This is a genomic window from Streptomyces sp. NPDC020965, from assembly GCF_044333555.1.
Taxonomy (GTDB): domain Bacteria; phylum Actinomycetota; class Actinomycetes; order Streptomycetales; family Streptomycetaceae; genus Streptomyces.
Genome location: NZ_JBIRRE010000009.1, coordinates 144925 through 162693, shown reverse-complemented (window position 1 = coordinate 162693; position 17769 = coordinate 144925). Strand labels below are relative to the sequence as shown.

The window sequence follows — 17769 nt, the reverse complement described above, 5'->3', positions numbered from 1 at the left end:
GCTGACGTGTGTTCGTGCCGCAGTGGCCGACCGGCGGGGGCGGCCGACGGTCGTCGTGGTCCGATCGGCGCCGGTCATAGACTCGCAGACGTGCACGACCTCCCTCCCCTGGCCCGCTTCGGGCGACTGATCGCCACCGACCTCCGGGACGTCACCAGCGACCCCGAAGCCCTCGACTCCGCCGGCTTCTGGGCCGTCGCCGCCGACTTCGAGGGCGGTCTGACCTGCGCCCGCTTCGGCGAGGTGAGGACGGAACCGGTGCCCGCGGCGGTACCGGGACGCTGGCGGGGACCCGCCGCCGGCGACTGGACCTCGTCCCTGGACCGGGCCGGGTACATCGCGGGCGTCCACCGCATACGGGAGCACATCGCGGCCGGCGAGGTCTATCAGGCCAACCTCTGCCGGGTGCTCTCCGCACCGCTGCCGGACCCCGTGGGCGCCGACGTGGACGCGCTCACCGCCCTGCTCGCCCACGGCAACCCCGCCCCCTATGCCGGAACGATTCGGCTGCCCGACCACGGGGTGGAGATAGCCACCGCATCCCCCGAGCTGTACCTGCGCCGCACGGGCCCGGTCATCGAGTCCGGGCCGATCAAGGGCACCGGCCGGACCGCGGCGGACCTGCTGGAGAAGGACCACGCCGAGAACGTGATGATCGTGGACCTCGTCCGCAACGACCTCGGACGGGTCTGCGCCACCGGCACCGTCACCGTCCCCGAGCTCTGCGCGGTCGAGGCCCACCCCGGACTGGTCCACCTCGTCTCGACCGTCCGCGGCGAGCTGGGACCCAAGGAGGGCTGGCAGCGGCTCCTCGCCGCGACCTTCCCGCCCGGCTCGGTGACCGGGGCGCCCAAGTCCAGCGCCCTGCGGATCATCGAGGCGCTGGAGACGGCGCCCCGCGGGCCGTACTGCGGCGGCATCGGCTGGGTGGACGCCGACCGGGGCACCGGGGAGCTGGCCGTCGGCATCCGCACCTTCTGGCTCGACCGCTCCGGCGACGGCGGCGCCCAACTGCGGTTCGGCACCGGAGCGGGCATCACCTGGGGCTCCGACCCCGAGCGGGAGTGGGACGAGACCGAACTCAAGGCGTCCCGGCTGCTCGCGATAGCGTCGGACCCGGACGCCGGGGGACGAGCGCACACGCAAGTGGAAGGACCAGTCAGATGAAGCTTTGGGTCAACGGCGGCCTGCGGGACGCCGACGACGCCCGGGTGTCCGTGCTCGATCACGGCCTCACCGTCGGCGACGGCGTCTTCGAGACGGTCAAGACCGTCCACGGACAGCCCTTCGCCCTCACCCTCCACCTCGACCGGCTGACCCGCTCCGCACGCGGACTCGGACTCGCCGCCCCCGACCACGACGAGGTGCGCCGCGCCTGCGCCGCCGTGCTCGACGCCAACCCGGTGGAACGCGGCCGGCTGCGGATCACGTACACCGGAGGGCTCTCCCCGCTCGGCTCCGACCGCGGCACCGCGGGCCCGACCCTGGTCGTCGGTGTCGGCGAGATCTCGCGCCGCCCCGACACCACCGCCGTCATCACCGTCCCCTGGACCCGCAACGAACGCGGCGCGCTGACCGGGCTGAAGACCACCTCGTACGCGGAGAACGTCGTGGCCCTCGCCAGGGCGGCCGAGCGGGGCGCGTCCGAGGCGCTCTTCGCCAACACCGTCGGACAGCTCTGCGAGGGCACCGGCTCCAATGTCTTCGTCGTGATCGACGGCGAACTCCACACCCCGCCCGTCTCCTCCGGCTGCCTCGCGGGCATCACCCGCGCCCTGACCGTGGAGTGGGCGGGCGCCCGGGAGACCGAGCTGCCCTTCGACGTGCTGGAGCGGGCCGAGGAGGTCTTCCTGACCTCCAGCACCCGGGACGTGCAGGCCGTCCACGGGATCGACGGCCGGCCGCTCGCCGATGCGCCGGGACCGGTGACCGCCAAGGCCATGCGGGTCTTCGAGGAGCGCGCGGCGGCCGACCCGGACCCCCGGCTGTCCTGAGCCCCGTGCCCCCGACCGTGGGTGGCGTCGGTTTCCCAAGAGCGCGCGTACTTCAGGAGAAGGCTGCGTAAAACCGCGTGACGGGTGACCGTGTGGCAGGTAGAACACGTCAGATGACCACCACTCTGCGGCCGACCGGGCCGCTTCAGGACGAGGCGAACGGCGCGCGGTCACGCGAGTACGAGGTCCGCGTCAACAGCCGTCCCGTCGGAGCGGTCGAGATCGCCACGCTGCCCTCGCTCGGGCCGGGCATCGGCACCATCCGCTCGCTGCGCATCGACGAGCCGGACCGCCGCCGGGGGCGGGGGACCGTCGCCGCGCTCGCCGCCGAAGAGGTGCTACGGGGGTGGGGCTGCACCCAGGCGCAGGTGTCCGTACCGCCGGCGGCCACCGGGGCGACCCGGCTCGCCACCGCCCTCGGCTACACCGAACGCGGTCGCCTCATGCTCAAGGAGCTGGACCCGGAACCGCCCGCGCTGCCGGCGGACGTCGAGGCACGGTCGATGACCGAGGCCGAGTTCCGGGTGTGGTGGGAGGCCGAACTCGAAGGGTACGCGCGGAGCTGGGCCGAGCGGGGACTCCCGGCCGACCTGGCGCTGGCCAAGGCGGAGGCGGACCGGAACTCCGGGTTGCCCGACGGCCTCGCCACCCCGGGGGTCCGGCTCCAGGTCCTGGTCCGGGGCGGCGCCGTCGTCGGCCACCTCTATCTGGGGTGGCGGGAGGTCCGGCCCGGGGAGCGCGGCGCCTACGTGTATGACGTCGAGGTCGCCGTGGCGCACCGGGGCCGGGGCAATGGGCGGTCGTTGATGCTGCTCGCGGAACGGGACGCCCGGGAGGCCGGGACCCGTCTGCTGGGGCTGCACGTCTTCGCGGGCAACGCCCCGGCGCTCGCCCTCTACGAGTCGCTCGGCTACCGGACGACGGCCGTCAACCTCGCCAAACCGCTGCTCTGACGACCGCCGATCTCGTCAAGCCACCGATCTGACGGCAGCCGGCCTCGTCAAGCCACCGATCTGACGGCCGGTTCCCGGACCGCCCCCGACCGGTCGGCGGTACGCGAGGAGCCGTCAGCCGTCGCCGTCAGTCATCAGCCGTCGGTCATCAGCCGGCGTCGGCCAGGAGGCGGTCGGCGATCTCCTCGATCCGGGCCCGCAGCCCGTCCTGGCTCTTGCCCCCGTCGAGACGCTCGTCCCCGATCACATAGGTCGGGGTGCCGGTCACCCCGATCGCCTTGCCCTCGGCCTGGTCGGCGTCGACGATCAGGAGATGGCGGCCGTCGATGAGGGCGGTGTCGAATTCATCGGCGTCCAGGCCCAGTTCGCGAGCGGTGTCCAGCAGGAACGGCTCACCTCTGCGCCGCAGCTCATCGACCCCGTCGAGCACGGCCTCGTAGAACTCCCGGCCCTTCCCCTGGTCGGCTGCCTCCTCCGCAGCCTGGGCCGCCGCGTAGGCGTGCTTGTGGCCCTCCAGTGGGAAGTGCCGCAGCCGGATCTCCAGCCGGTCGCCGTAGCGTTCACGCAGGGCCCGGACATCGTCGAGGGCGGTCAGACAGTCGGGGCACTGGAGATCGCACCAGAGATCGAGGACGGCACGGCCGGTGGTGGGGGAGTCGTTCATGGGGGCAGTCTCCCAGCCCCCGGCCCGGGGCCCAACCGGGCACCGGTCACCCCAGCCGGCCGGCGAGCCCGGCCGACCGCCTGCGCATCCCCCCGCTCAGCCGGGGGTGTTCGGCGGCCGTGAATCCGTCCGGACGGGTGTTCCGGACCGCTCCCACCTGCGACGGGACCGGGACCTGGGGATGAGGTCGCCCCCGAGATCTCCCTGAGGTCGTACCGGACCGTGGCCGCAACGGCCCCGGTCGGTGCAGGATGGAGGGGGAGTCCCCCCGGAATGCCGGAGGGATCCCGTCGATGCCCCCGATGCCTGGAGGACCCGGAATGATTGCCGAGACCATCTGTTCCGCGGTGTCCGCGGCGGGCCTGGGCATCGCCGCGATCACGGCGTACCGCAAGCGTTTTCTCGCCGCTACCCGGATCGCGGCCTACTCCCTGGTGCCGATCGGTCTGGTGCTGACGGGCGCCGTCGAGTGGGCGGTCGACACCGCCTTCAGCCCCACGGCATGGGCCGGCTTCGGACTGCTGGGCGGCGCCTGGCTGCTCTTCATGACGACCCGTGCCGTCGAGCGACGCACCGGCGGCGGCCGGAAGGAGCGCAAGGCGGCCAAGGCCGCGCAGCGCGAGGCGGTCGCGCCCGCGGCCTCCGCGCCCTCCCTCGGCGGAACCCGCCCCGCGGCGCAGCCCACCGTCAAGCCGGCTGCGCAGCCCGTGGCACCGCCGTCGGCGAAGCCCAAGGCGGCGCGTTCCGGTGAGGACTTCAGCGACATCGAGGCGATCCTCAAGAAGCACGGAATCTAAGCTTCCGCGTCTGTCACCAGGGCGAATGCCAGGCGGGGGTGGTCCGTCCCGAGGTGAACTCCCGCCATCCCGGCGCGTGTTGGTTGATCACCACGCCCCGGCCTGCGTCATCATCACCCCGAGATGCTCGATACCTCCCGGGGCGAGTCCCCCGCACCCCCGAAAGAGCCGCAGGAGCCGCGAGGCTGTCTCTTCGCGCTCTCCCAGCCGCCCCTAATGATCTTCCTCGCGGTGATCGGCGTGCTGTTGCTCATGGCCGCCGTACACGATCTCTTCCTGCTGTGACCGGTGCTCCGGCCGCGCGGCTCAGCCGGCCGCTTCCTTGCGGCGCGCGCGGTAAGCGGCGACATGGAGGCGGTTGCCGCAGGTGCGGCTGTCGCAGTAGCGGCGCGAGCGGTTCCGGGAGAGATCCACGAACGCCCGGCCGCAGTCCGGCGCCTCGCAGCGCCGCAACCGTTCCTGCTCGCCCGCGACGACCATGAAGGCCAGCGCCATCCCGCCGTCGGCCGCGAGATGGTCGGCCACCGAGGCGCCCGGTGCGAAGTAGTGCACATGCCAGTCGTAGCCGTCGTGGTCGGTGAGTTGCGGAGTGGTGCCCGCCGCGGCGACGAGGTCATTGATCAACTCCGCCGCGATTCGGCTCTCGGTGGAGGCGAAGACATCCGCGAACCGGCGGCGTACGCCCTGCACACCCCGCAGATCCCGGGGGGTCAGCTCACCCACATCGCTTATCTGGTGGCCCCGGACGAAATCCTCCAGGGCGGTGACATTCGCGAGCCGGTCGCCCTGGTCGCCTTCCGGTGCGGTGTTCACCAGATCGACGACCATGTCGAGTGCAATTCTGGTGTCGTGGGGGATCAGCACGATTCGCTCCCTGGCCAGCTGCGGGCCGGTGCCCGAAGAATTGCGCTGACTCTAGCGGCTCGTGTCAAAGCGTATCGGCGTCGTCACCGCGTTGGAATGCGCGATGCCGACGCCGATACGTCCGCCGTATGTGATTGTCCGCGCGGCGCCGTCTCCCCGAGTAGGACGGCGCCGTGCGGCTCTCGGCCTGGCTCAGCTCTCCGCCAGGATGTGCGAGAGTTCCGTGTCGAGATCGAAGTGACGGTGCTCGGTACCCGGTGGCACCGCCGCGTCCGTCCGCTTCAGAAACGACTCCAGGGCCCGCGCCGGGGCCTCGAGCAGGGCTTCGCCCTCCGGGGAGCTGAGCGCGATGCAGACGACGCCCTGGCCATGACTGCGGGACGGCCAGACTCTGACGTCACCCGTGCCGGTGGGCCGGTGCAGACCCTCGGCGAGAAGATCGCGGGCGAAGACCCATTCGACCGTCTCTTCGGCTCCGGTGTGGAAGGTGGCGTGCACGGCATAGGGATCGGCCGTGTCATACCGCAGGCCCGCGGGTACAGGCAGTGAAGACTCGCTCGATACAACGAGGCGCAGGTGCAGCTCGCAGCTGACCGTGGTGTTCATAAGCGCCAGGGCCTTTCGCTCAGTGTGCGCTCGGGGATTCGCACGTCGGCGAAATCGACATGCCACCTACGGTGCCGTTGTAAACCCCTCTGAGGGTTTTGGGTGCGTTTAGGTACCCCTAACGGCGGAGTGATTCTTCGTTCCCTGGGACCATTCCGGTGACTCCACCCGGTCGGGTAGATTGGCTTGCATGAACACGGGGAGTAACGGCACGGAGGTCGCGATGGCGGCCGCTGAGGAAGTGAAGCCGACGGACGGGGAGAAGCCCGCCGACGGTGCGGAACCGGCTGGGGGCACGACGACGGACGGTGACGGAAAAGACGCCGAGAAACCCCTCGGGTCGCGAGCGCCTGCTTATGTCCAGGCGCGCCGAACCCTGCATCTGAGCTGGCAGGTCGGCGTCTTCGTGGTCGGGCTCGCGGTGGTCTCCGCCGGTGTGGCCATGCTGGTGCTGCCCGGTCCCGGCTGGGTCGTGATCTTCGGCGGTATGGCGATCTGGGCGACCGAGTTCGTCTGGGCCCAGCTCGTCCTGCGCTGGACCAAGCGCAAGGTGAGCGAGGCGGCACAGCGCGCGCTCGATCCGAGGGTGCGGCGGCGCAACATCATCCTCACCACGGCCGGTGTGACGATCTGTGCGGTGCTCGCCGGGATCTACCTCTGGAAGTTCGGTATCACCCTGCCGTGGAAGATCGAATCCTGACCGGAAACCGGTCGGGGGGACCCGCTGACATGGGGTAATGTTTGCGGTGCGCCCGGGCGATTAGCTCAGTGGGAGAGCGCTTCGTTCACACCGAAGAGGTCACTGGTTCGAACCCAGTATCGCCCACCCGGATCGAAGGCCCCGGAGACTCAGTGAGTCTCCGGGGCCTTCGGCGTGACCGAGGGTCAGCCCGGCCGGCACACGATGCCCCGCAGCCCGCAGCCCGCAGCCCGCAGCCCGCAGCCCGCAGCCCGCAGCCCGCAGCCCGCAGCCTTCGGCTGGTCGTTGGTCGCCGGCCGGGTGCCGGGCGCGTACCGCCCCCGTACCGTCGGCCGGGAGCGCAGACTCGCCCCATGAACTGGTGCCACTACCGCTTCCACAGCATCTGGGACCTCAGCGCCGAACCACCCGCCGTCTACGCCGTGCTGGAGCGGGCGGCGGAGTACCCCCTGTGGTGGCCGCAGGTCCGCGAGGTGACCCCGGTCGACGAGGAGAGCGGGATCGTGCGCTTCCGCTCCGTCCTCCCGTACGACCTCCGGGTCACCGTCCGCGCGCGGCGGCGCGATCCCGGGGCGCTGCTGCTGGAGGTCGGTATGACGGGCGATCTGACGGGCTGGGCGCGCTGGACGCTGACGGCGCGCGGCACCGGCACCCGGGTCCGCTACGACCAGGAGGTGGAGGTGCGCAAACCCCTGATGCGACGGCTCGCACCCGCCTGCCGCCCGCTGTTCCGGGCCAACCACGCGATCATGATGCGGTCCGGGCGGCGCGGTCTCGCCGCCCGGCTGCGCTCCCGGTGAGCGGAATTTGAAGGTGGGCGGCCGGGGCCTGTATGGTTCAGTCCGTTCCCGGGCGATTAGCTCAGTGGGAGAGCGCTTCGTTCACACCGAAGAGGTCACTGGTTCGAACCCAGTATCGCCCACCGGGAAGAGGCCGGTCCGTCATCGACGGACCGGCCTCGTCTGTTTCCGGTCGCCCGTCCTCGCTCTCCGGATCACCGCTTCCAGGCCCCGCCGCGGGCGCGCACGCGTCAGACGGAGGCGCGCAGTTCGGTCCGGAGCGGCCACGCCGGATCCACCACATCGGGTGCGCCCCCGCGGGCGAACCACGCCTGCGGCCCGCGCGTGTGCGCCGCGTGCCACACCGCCTGAAGGGTGTGCAGCTCGGGCGCGGACAGCCGCTCCAGCCGGGCGGCGAACCGACGGCCCACCGCCCGGGTCACCTCCAGCGCCGCCAGCGCGTCGGCCACCGTGTCGGGTGTGCCGTCGGACGACACCCCGTACCGCTCGCGGAGATCGGTGAGCGTGCGAGGCCCCTTGCGGTAGCGGTCCAGCTGTCTGTCCAGTACACGTGGGTCGAGCACACACAGCGATACGTGCTCCAGATAGCGGGAGAGCGGCGCCGCTCGGTGCCGCCGCAGCTCACGGTCGAGGAGGGTCAGGCCGAACGGCGCGTCCACGACCACCAGCGGGCGGGCCGCCGCGCACTGTTCGGCCAGCGACCGCGCCACCTCCTCCAGCACGGGCGCCGGCCAGCGCCCGTCGCGCCGGAGGCGGTCGTCGGTGAGCCCGTGCGCCTCCACCGCGGCGGCCGGCACCGGCACCCCGGGGCCGACCAGCCAGCGGGTGATCCGCGGCGGACCGCCCGCCGCGTCCTGGACCACCACCGAGGCCGAGACGACGCGGTCCCGCTCGACGTCGACTCCTGTGGTCTTCGTGTCGAAAGCGGCCAGGGGGCCGTCGTACCAGAGCGTCATGGCCGAACTCCTCGTCCCTGCTCGGCGAATGGCGCGTCACGCGCCGAATCGGTGATACCCGGACCGTTTGCGCCGTACGCGGGGCGGTGACAACACAGATGACGGGGACGACATCTGACGCCCTGTCCGGACATGCGGGTCGGGGGACCGGCAGGACCCCGCGGGCCACCGGTGCCTCGTGCGAGGCGCCGGGGGGCGCGCCGGCTCGATCCGGAAGACAGGCTCTGAGGCACCATCCTGGCGGACCGCCCCGGTGACGGGCGCGCGCAGGACCATTGTGCGGATCCCGACCCCACGGATCGCCGGCGACCGGGCGTCCGCGAAACTCACCAGGAGGGTCGGGGCGGGAGGGAGACCCTGATGCACCGGCCCCACGACGACTCCGTCCGCCCCCACGCCACGGCGCGGGCGGCCCAACCCCGGTACGCGGCGGAGCCGGATCCGGCCCAGGTCGACCCGGTCGTCCTCGGCGCCCTGCTCCACCGGCACGGCTGGCGCCGTCGCGCCGGAGCGGCCGGACGGTACGCGCGCTGGACGCCACCGGGCCACACCGGGGGCGCCACCAGTGTGCTCGTACCGGAGAGCCGCTCCTTCCCCGACTGCGAGGACCTGCTCTGCGAGGCCCTCACCGCGCTCGCCCACAGCGCCGCCCCCTCCGCCCGTGAGGTGCTCGTCGGCCTCACCGTGCCCAGTGATGAGATCCGCTGGTGGCGCGATGTCCCCCAGGGCCTCGCCGTCTCCTGGACCGCACAGGAACAACTGCGCGCCGCCGCCCGGCAGATACTGATGGCGGGCGCCCTCGCCGTGCGGGGCCGGGCGGGCTACCACGGCGCGCGCCACCGGCGCCGGGCGCTGGCGTCGCTCGACGGCGTCCTCGTGGGCGTGGCGCCCGGCGGGCGCGCGCTCACCGCCTTCGTCCCGGTCGACAGCGGACGCGCGGTCACGGTCCGGCTCCACCACGCACTCAGGGCGGCGCGGGCGGCCACCGACCGACAGTTGGCCACCGGGGGCATGGGGGCCTTCGACACCGCGGTCGCGCTGGGCGTGAGCCGGGAGCTCACCGAGGCGGTCGTCGCGCTGGTGCGCGGCTCGGAGGGGGCCCGGATCTCGCTGGCGTGGTCACCGGTGGCCGGGGTGCCCGACGGCTGCCCGGCCCGGCACGAGCCGGTGGAGTTCTCGCCCGGCGACCTGCCCGCGCTGCGCCTGGCGAGCGAGCGCTACCTGCGGTCCGAGCCCTCTGTCCCGGTCCGGATCACGGGCACGGTGGTACGGATGAGCCGCGCGGCCCCGGCCGGACCGGGCACGGTACGGCTGAGAGTGCTGGCGGGTGCGGAGGTGCCGCACATCCGGGTCGCGCTGGAGGAGGACGCGTACCGCACGGCGGGCCACGCCCATCTCGCCGGGGTGCCGATCCGGGTGGTGGGGCGGCTGGAGAGCCGGGGTGGCTTCCGGCGTCTCACCGACGCGTCGAACGTGGTCTCCGCCCCGGTCGGCGAAGCCCGCCAGGACCGGGGGAGCCGCGGCGCCGCGGCCGACCAGGAGCGCTGAGGGCTATTCGTTTAGCGGACGGCCCGGTCGGCTCGGTACGATTCAGGCGCGCGCAGTGTCCACTGGCGCATTTCCCTCAGTCAGGAGAGACCGGTGTCAGACGTCCGTGTGATCATCCAACGCGATTCCGAGCGGGACGAGCGCGTGGTGACGACGGGGACGACGGCCGCGGACCTCTTCGCCGGTGAGCGCACCATCGTCGCCGCCCGGGTCGCGGGCGAGCTGAAGGACCTCGCGTACGTCGTGTCGGACGGCGAGGAGATCGAACCCGTCGAGATCTCCTCCCCCGACGGCCTCGACATCCTGCGCCACTCGGCCGCGCACGTCATGGCGCAGGCCGTGCAGGAGCTGTTCCCCGACGCCAAGCTCGGCATCGGCCCCCCGGTCAAGGACGGCTTCTACTACGACTTCGACGTCGAGAAGCCCTTCACGCCCGAGGACCTCAAGGCCGTCGAGAAGAAGATGCAGGAGATCCAGAAGCGCGGCCAGCGCTTCTCCCGCCGGGTGGTGACCGACGAGGCCGCCCGCGAGGAGCTGGCGGCCGAGCCGTACAAGCTGGAGCTGATCGGGCTCAAGGGCTCGGCCTCCAGCGACGACGGCGCGAACGTCGAGGTGGGCGCCGGCGAGCTGACCATCTACGACAACCTGGACGCCAAGACCGGCGAGCTGTGCTGGAAGGACCTCTGCCGGGGTCCGCACCTGCCCACCACCCGGAACATCCCGGCGTTCAAGCTGATGCGGAACGCCGCGGCGTACTGGCGGGGCAGCGAGAAGAACCCGATGCTCCAGCGGATCTACGGCACCGCCTGGCCGTCCAAGGACGAGCTGAAGGCGCACCTCGAATTCCTCGCCGAGGCCGAGAAGCGCGACCACCGCAAGCTCGGCAGCGAGCTGGACCTCTTCTCCGTACCGGACGAGATCGGTTCCGGCCTCGCCGTCTTCCATCCGCGCGGCGGCATCGTGCGCCGGGTGATGGAGGACTACTCGCGCCGCCGGCACGAGGAGGAGGGGTACGAGTTCGTCTACACCCCGCACGCCACCAAGGGCGCCCTCTTCGAGAAGAGCGGTCACCTCGACTGGTACGCGGAGGGCATGTACCCCCCCATGCAGCTCGACGGTGGTACCGACTACTACCTCAAGCCCATGAACTGCCCGATGCACAATCTGATCTTCGATGCCCGGGGGCGCTCGTACCGCGAGCTGCCGCTCCGGCTGTTCGAGTTCGGCACGGTGTACCGGTACGAGAAGTCGGGCGTGGTCCACGGACTGACCCGGGCCCGCGGCTTCACCCAGGACGACGCGCACATCTACTGCACCCGCGAGCAGATGGCGGAGGAGCTCGACCGCACCCTCACCTTCGTCCTGAACCTCCTGCGGGACTACGGTCTGACCGACTTCTACCTGGAGCTGTCGACCAAGGACCCGGAGAAGTACGTCGGTTCGGACGACGCCTGGGAGGAGGCCACCGAGGTGCTGCGCCAGGTGGCCGAGAAGCAGGGCCTCCCGCTGACCCCCGACCCCGGCGGCGCGGCCTTCTACGGCCCGAAGATCTCGGTGCAGGCGCGCGACGCCATCGGCCGGACCTGGCAGATGTCGACGATCCAGCTCGACTTCAACCTGCCCGAGCGGTTCAACCTGGAGTACACCTCCCCGGACGGCTCGCGACAGCAGCCGGTCATGATCCACCGGGCGCTCTTCGGCTCGATCGAGCGGTTCTTCGCCGTGCTCCTGGAGCACTACGCGGGCGCCATGCCGCCGTGGCTGGCCCCGGTCCAGGCGGTCGGCATCCCGATCGGTGACGGACACGTCGACTACCTGCGGGAGTTCGCCGCCGACGCGAAGAAGAAGGGTCTGCGGGTCGAGGTCGACGCGTCCTCCGACCGGATGCAGAAGAAGATCAGGAACCACCAGAAGCTCAAGGTTCCCTTCATGATCATCGTCGGTGACGAGGACATGAACGCGGGCACGGTCTCCTTCCGCTACCGCGACGGCTCCCAGGAGAACGGCATCCCGCGCGAGGCCGCCCTCGCGAAGCTGGTGCAGGTCGTCGAGGACCGCAGCCAGGTCTGAGCGTGATCGCGGCCCACCGGGCCGCTCAGGTCCCTGTCCGGGCGAGCTTGTCGGGCTCGAAGATCGCCCGGACAGGGACCTACTGGCGGGCCCCCGGGGTGTTCCCCGGGGGCCCGCTGTCCTCGTCCATCGAGAAGGTCTGGATCAGCCACGACGAGAACGACCCCGTCACCGCCCCCAGCAGCGCCAGCCCGCCCGCCATCATCACCACCGCCACCGTCCGGCCCATGAAGGTCACCGGCGCCACGTCCCCGTACCCCACCGTCGTCAGCGTGGAGCAGGCCCACCACACCGAGTCGCCGAACGTCCTGATCGTCGCCCCCGGCGCCCCGCGCTCGTACGCGTACACCGCCAGCGCGCCCGCGAACCCCAGCAGCACCGCGGACATGCCCGAGTAGACGATCACGCGGGCGTGCAGCGCCAGCCGGGGACGGGCGCGCCGGTGCTGGACCGACTCGTAGATCCGGACCACCCGCAGCGGGCGCAGCAGCGGCAGCACCACCACGATCGCGTCCAGTGGATGCCGCCGGACGTAGGAGGCGCCCTCGCCGCTGAGCCGCCAGCACACCACGTAGTCCACGACGAACAGCGCCCACGCCGCGTAGGTCACCGCCAGACAGGTGTCCCGCCAGCCCTGGGGCAGATCCGTGGCGAGCACCCGGACCGCGTAGGACGCGAGGAAGAGCCCCGACGCCGCGAACAGGGGGACCTCCGTGCGCCGGCGCCACTCCGACAGCCCGCTCTCGTCGCTCATCCGCCCAGCATCGCGGCCCCCGGCGGGAGGCCGCCCCCGACGACACGATCCGTATGGGCGAAGCAATATGCTGCACAGCATGACGAGTGAGCCGGAGCAGCAGATCGGAGTGGGGACGCCCGACGCGTTCCAGCGCCTGTGGACGCCCCACCGGATGGCCTACATCCAGGGTGAGAACAAGCCGAGCGGGCCCGAGGCCGGTGACGGCTGCCCCTTCTGCTCCATCCCCGCCAAGTCCGACGAGGACGGGCTGGTGATCGCGCGGGGCGAGACCGTGTACGCGGTGCTCAACCTCTACCCGTACAACGGCGGACATCTGATGGTCGTGCCCTTCCGGCACGTCGCCGACTACACGGAGCTGGACGAGGCGGAGACCGCCGAGCTGGCCCTGTTCACCAAGCGGGCGATGACCGCGCTGCGCGCGGCGTCCGGCGCGCACGGCTTCAACATCGGGATGAACCAGGGGGTGTCGGCCGGGGCCGGCATCGCGGCCCATCTGCACCAGCACATCGTGCCGAGATGGGGCGGGGACACCAATTTCATGCCGGTCGTCGGCCATACGAAGGTGCTGCCGCAGCTCCTCGCGGACACGCGGGCGATGCTGGCGGCGGCCTGGCCGGTCTGACCGGTCCGCACGCGAGGGTCCGGGTGTCCGGGTCCGGGGCCGATGATCCACCGGCCCCGGACACCTCCGACCGCCCTGGACACCTCCGACTTCGGCCGCCTCGAACCTCGGCCGCCTCGAACGGCTAGGCGTCGTACAGATCGGCCTTCTTCGGCGCCGCCTCCTGGATGCCTCCACTGAGCGAACCGGCGCGGCTGCTGAAGCGCTCGGTGTCCACGCCGTTCTCCTCCAGGACCTTCATCGCCGCCGCGTGCGCCACCCGCAGCACCGGCGTGGCCGCGCGCATCGCGTCGTCCGCCATGAACCGGTGCCGCCAAGGCTGCTGCGCCCAGGCGTGCCGCAGCCCGAACGGCTCCGGCAGCACCAGCTTGCCGCCGAGGAAGTCGAGGATCGGCGGGTACCAGGTGAAGGGCGCGCGCACCGCGAGGCGGACGACCTCCGGCGCGTCGATCAGCGGTAGCGTCCGGGTACGGGTCTCCCAGAACCGGACCGTCTTGCTCACCGTGACCGTCTTCGGCGACGACTTGCTGGTGAAGAGCCCGTGCACCGGGCCGAGCGCATGGCCGGTGACCTCGATGCGGAGCGTCTCGTGCAGCACCGTCACCGTGATCATCATGGTGATCACCAACTGGCCGTCCCAGAGCGTGAACTGCACGCCCAGATAGTGGCGATTGCCGCCGCCGAACTGCTGGTGATTGCAGATGCGCTGTAGCTCATGGCCCTTGACCTGGAACGCCTCCACATCCTGGCCCTCCGGCCGGGACACCGATCCGGCGTTCTCGCCGACCGGGGAGACGATCCAGTGCTTGACCGACGGAGTGGGGAACCCGCCCGAATTCAGCGGGCCGCGCTCCAGCAGCTTCAGCCGGTCGTGGATGGCGCGTATCACGTCCCAGCTACGGAACTGGTTGATGTCCTTGCCCGGCTCCTTGGAGACCAGCTCCTCGGCCAACTGCCAACTGCCCCAGCGGGTGCCCATGCCGAGTATCCCCTTGGGACCGGCGTAGAAGACGGCGTTGGAGTGCTGCTCGGCGGTGAGCTTCTCCAGGTTCTGCCGCAGCTCCTCCCGCGAGGTCTCGCCGGGGTTCCCGGGCACCGCCTCGGGCACCTTGGCGGCGACCCCGCCGCCGGAGAGCAGCCCGTCCCAGCGGTCCCGCAGATCCTTGGCGGTGGCCTCACAGATCTGTTTCGCCAGGAACCAGCCCAGCACCGGGGCGACGATCATGGCGCGCAGATAGTAGGAGAGGATGCCGGTGAACGGCAGTTTGATGAGGAAGATCACGGCGAGTACGCCGATGCCGAGCATCAGCAGGACGCCGAGGGCACCCGCCTTCTTGTCCTGGGAGCCCGCCATCGTGCGGCGGAGCTGGAAGATGCCCATCCACAGCAGCATCCCGGGCAGGAAGAGCAGTCCGAAGACCCCGGTGATGGCCGTGAGTTTGGCGTCGCGCTCCTTACGGATGCGGTTGGCGGACAGGCAGTGCTCGACCACCGTCCGCGGCTCGGTGCCGAAGGACTGGATCAGGGCGCCGCGCCCGCCGCCGAGCGTCCGCATCTGGACCGCGCGGGAGAACGCCTCGCCCAGATTGGGCTCGAAGAGCGAGAACTTGCCCGCCGTCACAGCGGACTTGTGCCACTCGCTGTTCGCCGTGAGGATCTCCGCGACCGGGCTGTCGCGGTACGCGGCCGAGGCCAGCGCGTGCGTCGCCGCGGTCTGTCCCGCCGACCCCATGATCGGGATCTGGGCACCGGGACTGAAATCGAAACCGTCACTCGTCACTACCTGCCCCCAACGCCGCGTCGCCGTCCGCTCTGCGGCCTGTTCCCAACTACCGCGCCCGGCACACCTGCTGAACTGGGCACCTCAGCGTATCCGGGGTGCGTCGTCCGCGTCAGGTGACTTCGACAGGGGGCCCGTCCGGGGCGGCGAGCGGGTGGCGGAACGCCGCCGTCCAACCACCCGGGGGCGGGTGGCCGGCGGCATTCCGTACGGGGGTCAGACGGCGGCCCCGGTGCCCTCCCTGACCTTGTCGGCGACCTGCGCCGGCATCGGCTCGTGCCGGGCGTAAGCGCGGCTGAACTGGCCCGTCCCGTGTGAGATGGAGCGCAGATCGATCGCGTACCGGCCGATCTCGATCTCCGGCACCTCCGCGCGCACGAGCGTCCGGGAGCCCGAGGACTGCTCCGTACCGACGACCCGGCCGCGCCGCCCGGACAGATCGCTCATCACCGGGCCGACGTATTCGTCCGAAACCAGTACCCGGACTTCGGCCACCGGCTCCAGCAGATGGATACGGGTGTCCGCCGCGGCCTCGCGGAGCGCCAGCCCGCCAGCGGTCTGGAAGGCGGCGTCGGACGAGTCCACCGAATGCGCCTTCCCGTCCAGGAGGGTGATCCGGATGTCCACCAATGGATAGCCGGCCACCACGCCGCGCGCCGCCTGTGCGCGCACCCCCTTCTCCACCGACGGGATGAACTGGCGGGGCACCGCGCCACCCACCACCTTGTCCACGAACTCGATACCGGAACCGGCGGGCAGCGGCTCCACCCGTATCTCGCAGATGGCGTACTGCCCGTGGCCCCCCGACTGCTTGACGTGCCGGCCCCGCCCCGCCGCCGGCTCCCCGAAGGTCTCCCGCAACGACACCTTGTGCGGGACCACGTCCACCTGGACGCCGTAACGGCTGCGCAGCCGCTCCAGGGCGACATCGGCATGGGCCTCGCCCAGACACCAGAGCACTACCTGGCGGGTGGCGCGGTTCTGTTCAAGACGCATGGTCGGATCCTCCGCGACCAGCCTCGACAGCCCCTGCGAGAGCTTGTCCTCGTCGGCCTTGCTGTGCGCCTGGATCGCCAGCGGCAGCAGTGGATCCGGCATCGTCCACGGGTCCATCAGCAGCGGATCGTCCTTCGACGACAGCGTGTCGCCGGTCTCCGCGCGGGACAGTTTGGCGACACAGGCGAGATCGCCCGCGACGACCTGTCCGAGCGGACGCTGCTGCTTGCCGAAGGGTACGGAGAGCGCGCCGACGCGCTCATTGGCCTCGTGCAGGTCATGGCCGTCCCGCCGGTGGTCGGTGAGACCGTGCCCGGAGACATGCACCGTCTCGTCGCTGCGCAGGGTGCCGGAGAAGACGCGGACGAGGGAGATCCGGCCGACGTACGGGTCGGAGGTGGTCTTGACCACCTCGGCCACCAGCGGCCCCCCGGGATCGCAGGTGATCGGCGGGCGCGGCGCGCCCTGCGGAGTGGTGACGAGCGGGCTCTCGGGCTCCAGCGGGGTGGGGAAGCCACCGGTGATCAGATCCAGGAGTTCGACGGTGCCCAGCCCCTGCCGGGCGCCATCGGCCGCGGGGGCGGCGGCCAGCACCGGATGGAAGATGCCGCGCGCGACGGCCTTCTCCAGATCGGCGATCAGGGTGCCGAGATCGATGTCCGCGCCGCTGAGGTAGCGGTCCATCAGGGTCTCGTCCTCGCTCTCGGCGATGATCCCCTCGATCAGCCGGTTCCGGGCCGTCTCGATCAGCGGCGTCTGTTCGGGGGCCGGCGGGGTCTCCTTACGCTCGCCGGAGGAGTAGTCGAAGATCTTCCGGGTGAGCAGTCCGACCAGGCCGGTGACGGGCGGGTGGCCGTCCGGCCCCGGTGCCCCGTACTGCGGCAGATACAGCGGCAGCACCGCGTCCGGGTCGTCGCCGCCGAAGATGTCCCCGCAGACCCGGGTCAGCTCGTCGTACCCCGTCCGGGCGGTCTCCAGATGGGTCACCACGATCGCCCGCGGCATCCCGACCGCGGCGCACTCCTCCCACACCGCGCGGGTCGCGCCCGCCACGGCCTCGGGCTCCTGCGCAGCCGATACGACGAAGAGGGCCGCGTCCGCCGCGCGCAGACCGGCCCTCAGCTCCCCCACGAAATCGGCGTACCCGGGGGTGTCCAGCAGATTGACCTTGTACCCGCCCCATTCGACGGGGACGAGCGAGAGCTGCACGGAACGCTGCTGCCGGTGCTCGATCTCGTCGTAGTCGGAGATCGTCGCCCCGTCCTCGACCCGGCCGGCCCGGTTCACCGCTCCCGCGGTGAGGGCGAGCGCCTCGATCAAGGTGGTCTTGCCGGATCCGCTGTGGCCGACCAGCACCACATTCCGTACGGATGCGGGCTGGTCGGCCGTTGTAGCCCTGCCGGCGGCTCCGGGATGTGCGTTCTTCGCCTTGTCGCCCATGTTTCTTGCCTCCCGATCGATCGCGTCGATGGCACGGTGAGGAGATGGGGCCGCGGGCGCGGGGAAACAAGGGCGATGGCCACCGGACGGCGTCCGGTGGCGGCTCCTGGGAGCCCGCAGTCGTCTTTCGAGCTTTCCACTCCGGTCAGGGCGCGTCCATACGTCGTACGCCGCCGAGGTGGACGGTGGCGGCGGCACCGGCCGGATTCCGTCCGCCCGCCG

At 71.4% G+C, this 17769-nt stretch carries 17 protein-coding genes and 2 tRNA genes; 12 read left to right on the top strand and 7 right to left on the bottom strand.

Going from position 1 to position 17769, the window contains the following annotated elements:
* Window positions 1–90 precede the first annotated feature (90 nt).
* The 3 genes from ACH4S7_RS25915 (at window position 91) to ACH4S7_RS25905 (ending at window position 2947) form a co-directional block, all read left to right on the top strand.
* The gene (locus ACH4S7_RS25915) at window positions 91–1167 is read left to right on the top strand and encodes a chorismate-binding protein (protein WP_398523688.1); all 1077 of its coding nucleotides are present in this window, start codon (window positions 91–93) and stop codon (window positions 1165–1167) included.
* Window positions 1164–1994: an aminotransferase class IV gene (locus ACH4S7_RS25910; RefSeq protein WP_398523687.1), complete on the top strand. Its 831-nt coding sequence runs from the start codon at window positions 1164–1166 to the stop codon at window positions 1992–1994. Before ACH4S7_RS25915 ends, ACH4S7_RS25910 begins: the two co-directional genes overlap by 4 nt.
* Window positions 1995–2107: 113 nt before the next feature.
* Window positions 2108–2947, top strand: coding sequence for a GNAT family N-acetyltransferase (locus ACH4S7_RS25905; RefSeq protein ID WP_398523686.1), 840 nt, complete (start codon window positions 2108–2110; stop codon window positions 2945–2947).
* Window positions 2948–3095: 148 nt separating this feature from the next.
* On the opposite strand, the gene ACH4S7_RS25900 is transcribed toward ACH4S7_RS25905, so the two are convergent.
* The gene (locus ACH4S7_RS25900) at window positions 3096–3611 is read right to left on the bottom strand and encodes a DsbA family protein (protein WP_398523685.1); all 516 of its coding nucleotides are present in this window, start codon (window positions 3609–3611) and stop codon (window positions 3096–3098) included.
* 320 nt (window positions 3612–3931) lie between these two features.
* On the opposite strand from ACH4S7_RS25900, the gene ACH4S7_RS25895 reads away from it, so the two are divergent.
* Together ACH4S7_RS25895 and ACH4S7_RS25890 are read left to right on the top strand one after the other, a co-directional pair.
* Window positions 3932–4408, top strand: coding sequence for a PT domain-containing protein (locus tag ACH4S7_RS25895; protein ID WP_398523684.1), 477 nt, complete (start codon window positions 3932–3934; stop codon window positions 4406–4408).
* 123 nt (window positions 4409–4531) lie between these two features.
* A complete protein-coding gene (locus tag ACH4S7_RS25890; RefSeq protein ID WP_398523683.1) occupies window positions 4532–4693 on the top strand; it encodes a hypothetical protein in 162 nt (53 codons plus the stop codon).
* 21 nt (window positions 4694–4714) lie between these two features.
* On the opposite strand, the gene ACH4S7_RS25885 is transcribed toward ACH4S7_RS25890, so the two are convergent.
* Together ACH4S7_RS25885 and ACH4S7_RS25880 are read right to left on the bottom strand one after the other, a co-directional pair.
* On the bottom strand, window positions 4715–5272 hold the full coding sequence (locus ACH4S7_RS25885; RefSeq protein WP_398523682.1) for a CGNR zinc finger domain-containing protein: 558 nt from the start codon (window positions 5270–5272) through the stop codon (window positions 4715–4717).
* Window positions 5273–5464: 192 nt separating this feature from the next.
* Window positions 5465–5878: an SsgA family sporulation/cell division regulator gene (locus ACH4S7_RS25880; protein ID WP_003959770.1), complete on the bottom strand. Its 414-nt coding sequence runs from the start codon at window positions 5876–5878 to the stop codon at window positions 5465–5467.
* Window positions 5879–6068: 190 nt separating this feature from the next.
* Here ACH4S7_RS25880 and ACH4S7_RS25875 point away from each other — a divergent pair, with 190 nt between their 5' ends.
* From ACH4S7_RS25875 to ACH4S7_RS25860, 4 genes are all read left to right on the top strand, one after another.
* Complete coding sequence (locus ACH4S7_RS25875) at window positions 6069–6578, top strand: TIGR02611 family protein (protein WP_398523681.1); 510 nt, start codon at window positions 6069–6071, stop codon at window positions 6576–6578.
* Window positions 6579–6632: 54 nt separating this feature from the next.
* A tRNA-Val gene (locus ACH4S7_RS25870) sits at window positions 6633–6704 on the top strand.
* 227 nt (window positions 6705–6931) lie between these two features.
* Window positions 6932–7378 carry an SRPBCC family protein gene (locus ACH4S7_RS25865; RefSeq protein ID WP_398523680.1) on the top strand — a complete coding sequence of 149 codons (447 nt, stop codon included), beginning with the start codon at window positions 6932–6934 and terminating at the stop codon, window positions 7376–7378.
* A 50-nt stretch (window positions 7379–7428) separates the two neighbouring features.
* Window positions 7429–7500, top strand: a tRNA-Val gene (locus ACH4S7_RS25860).
* A gap of 108 nt (window positions 7501–7608) precedes the next feature.
* Here the strand turns inward: ACH4S7_RS25860 and ACH4S7_RS25855 are convergent.
* Window positions 7609–8334 (bottom strand): exonuclease domain-containing protein, encoded by a 726-nt coding sequence (locus tag ACH4S7_RS25855; protein ID WP_398523679.1) that lies wholly within the window; start codon window positions 8332–8334, stop codon window positions 7609–7611.
* 360 nt (window positions 8335–8694) lie between these two features.
* Here ACH4S7_RS25855 and ACH4S7_RS25850 point away from each other — a divergent pair, with 360 nt between their 5' ends.
* The gene (locus tag ACH4S7_RS25850) at window positions 8695–9882 is read left to right on the top strand and encodes a hypothetical protein (protein ID WP_398523678.1); all 1188 of its coding nucleotides are present in this window, start codon (window positions 8695–8697) and stop codon (window positions 9880–9882) included.
* A 93-nt stretch (window positions 9883–9975) separates the two neighbouring features.
* Window positions 9976–11952 (top strand): threonine--tRNA ligase, encoded by a 1977-nt coding sequence (gene thrS, locus ACH4S7_RS25845; protein ID WP_398523677.1) that lies wholly within the window; start codon window positions 9976–9978, stop codon window positions 11950–11952.
* A gap of 79 nt (window positions 11953–12031) precedes the next feature.
* On the opposite strand, the gene ACH4S7_RS25840 is transcribed toward thrS, so the two are convergent.
* A complete protein-coding gene (locus ACH4S7_RS25840; protein WP_398523676.1) occupies window positions 12032–12706 on the bottom strand; it encodes a potassium channel family protein in 675 nt (224 codons plus the stop codon).
* 67 nt (window positions 12707–12773) lie between these two features.
* Here ACH4S7_RS25840 and ACH4S7_RS25835 point away from each other — a divergent pair, with 67 nt between their 5' ends.
* Window positions 12774–13331, top strand: coding sequence for an HIT family protein (locus ACH4S7_RS25835; protein WP_398523675.1), 558 nt, complete (start codon window positions 12774–12776; stop codon window positions 13329–13331).
* 124 nt (window positions 13332–13455) lie between these two features.
* On the opposite strand, the gene ACH4S7_RS25830 is transcribed toward ACH4S7_RS25835, so the two are convergent.
* Window positions 13456–15111 (bottom strand): hypothetical protein, encoded by a 1656-nt coding sequence (locus ACH4S7_RS25830; RefSeq protein ID WP_398523674.1) that lies wholly within the window; start codon window positions 15109–15111, stop codon window positions 13456–13458.
* A gap of 216 nt (window positions 15112–15327) precedes the next feature.
* Window positions 15328–17547 carry an elongation factor G-like protein EF-G2 gene (locus tag ACH4S7_RS25825; RefSeq protein WP_398523673.1) on the bottom strand — a complete coding sequence of 740 codons (2220 nt, stop codon included), beginning with the start codon at window positions 17545–17547 and terminating at the stop codon, window positions 15328–15330.
* Window positions 17548–17769: the final 222 nt, after the last annotated feature.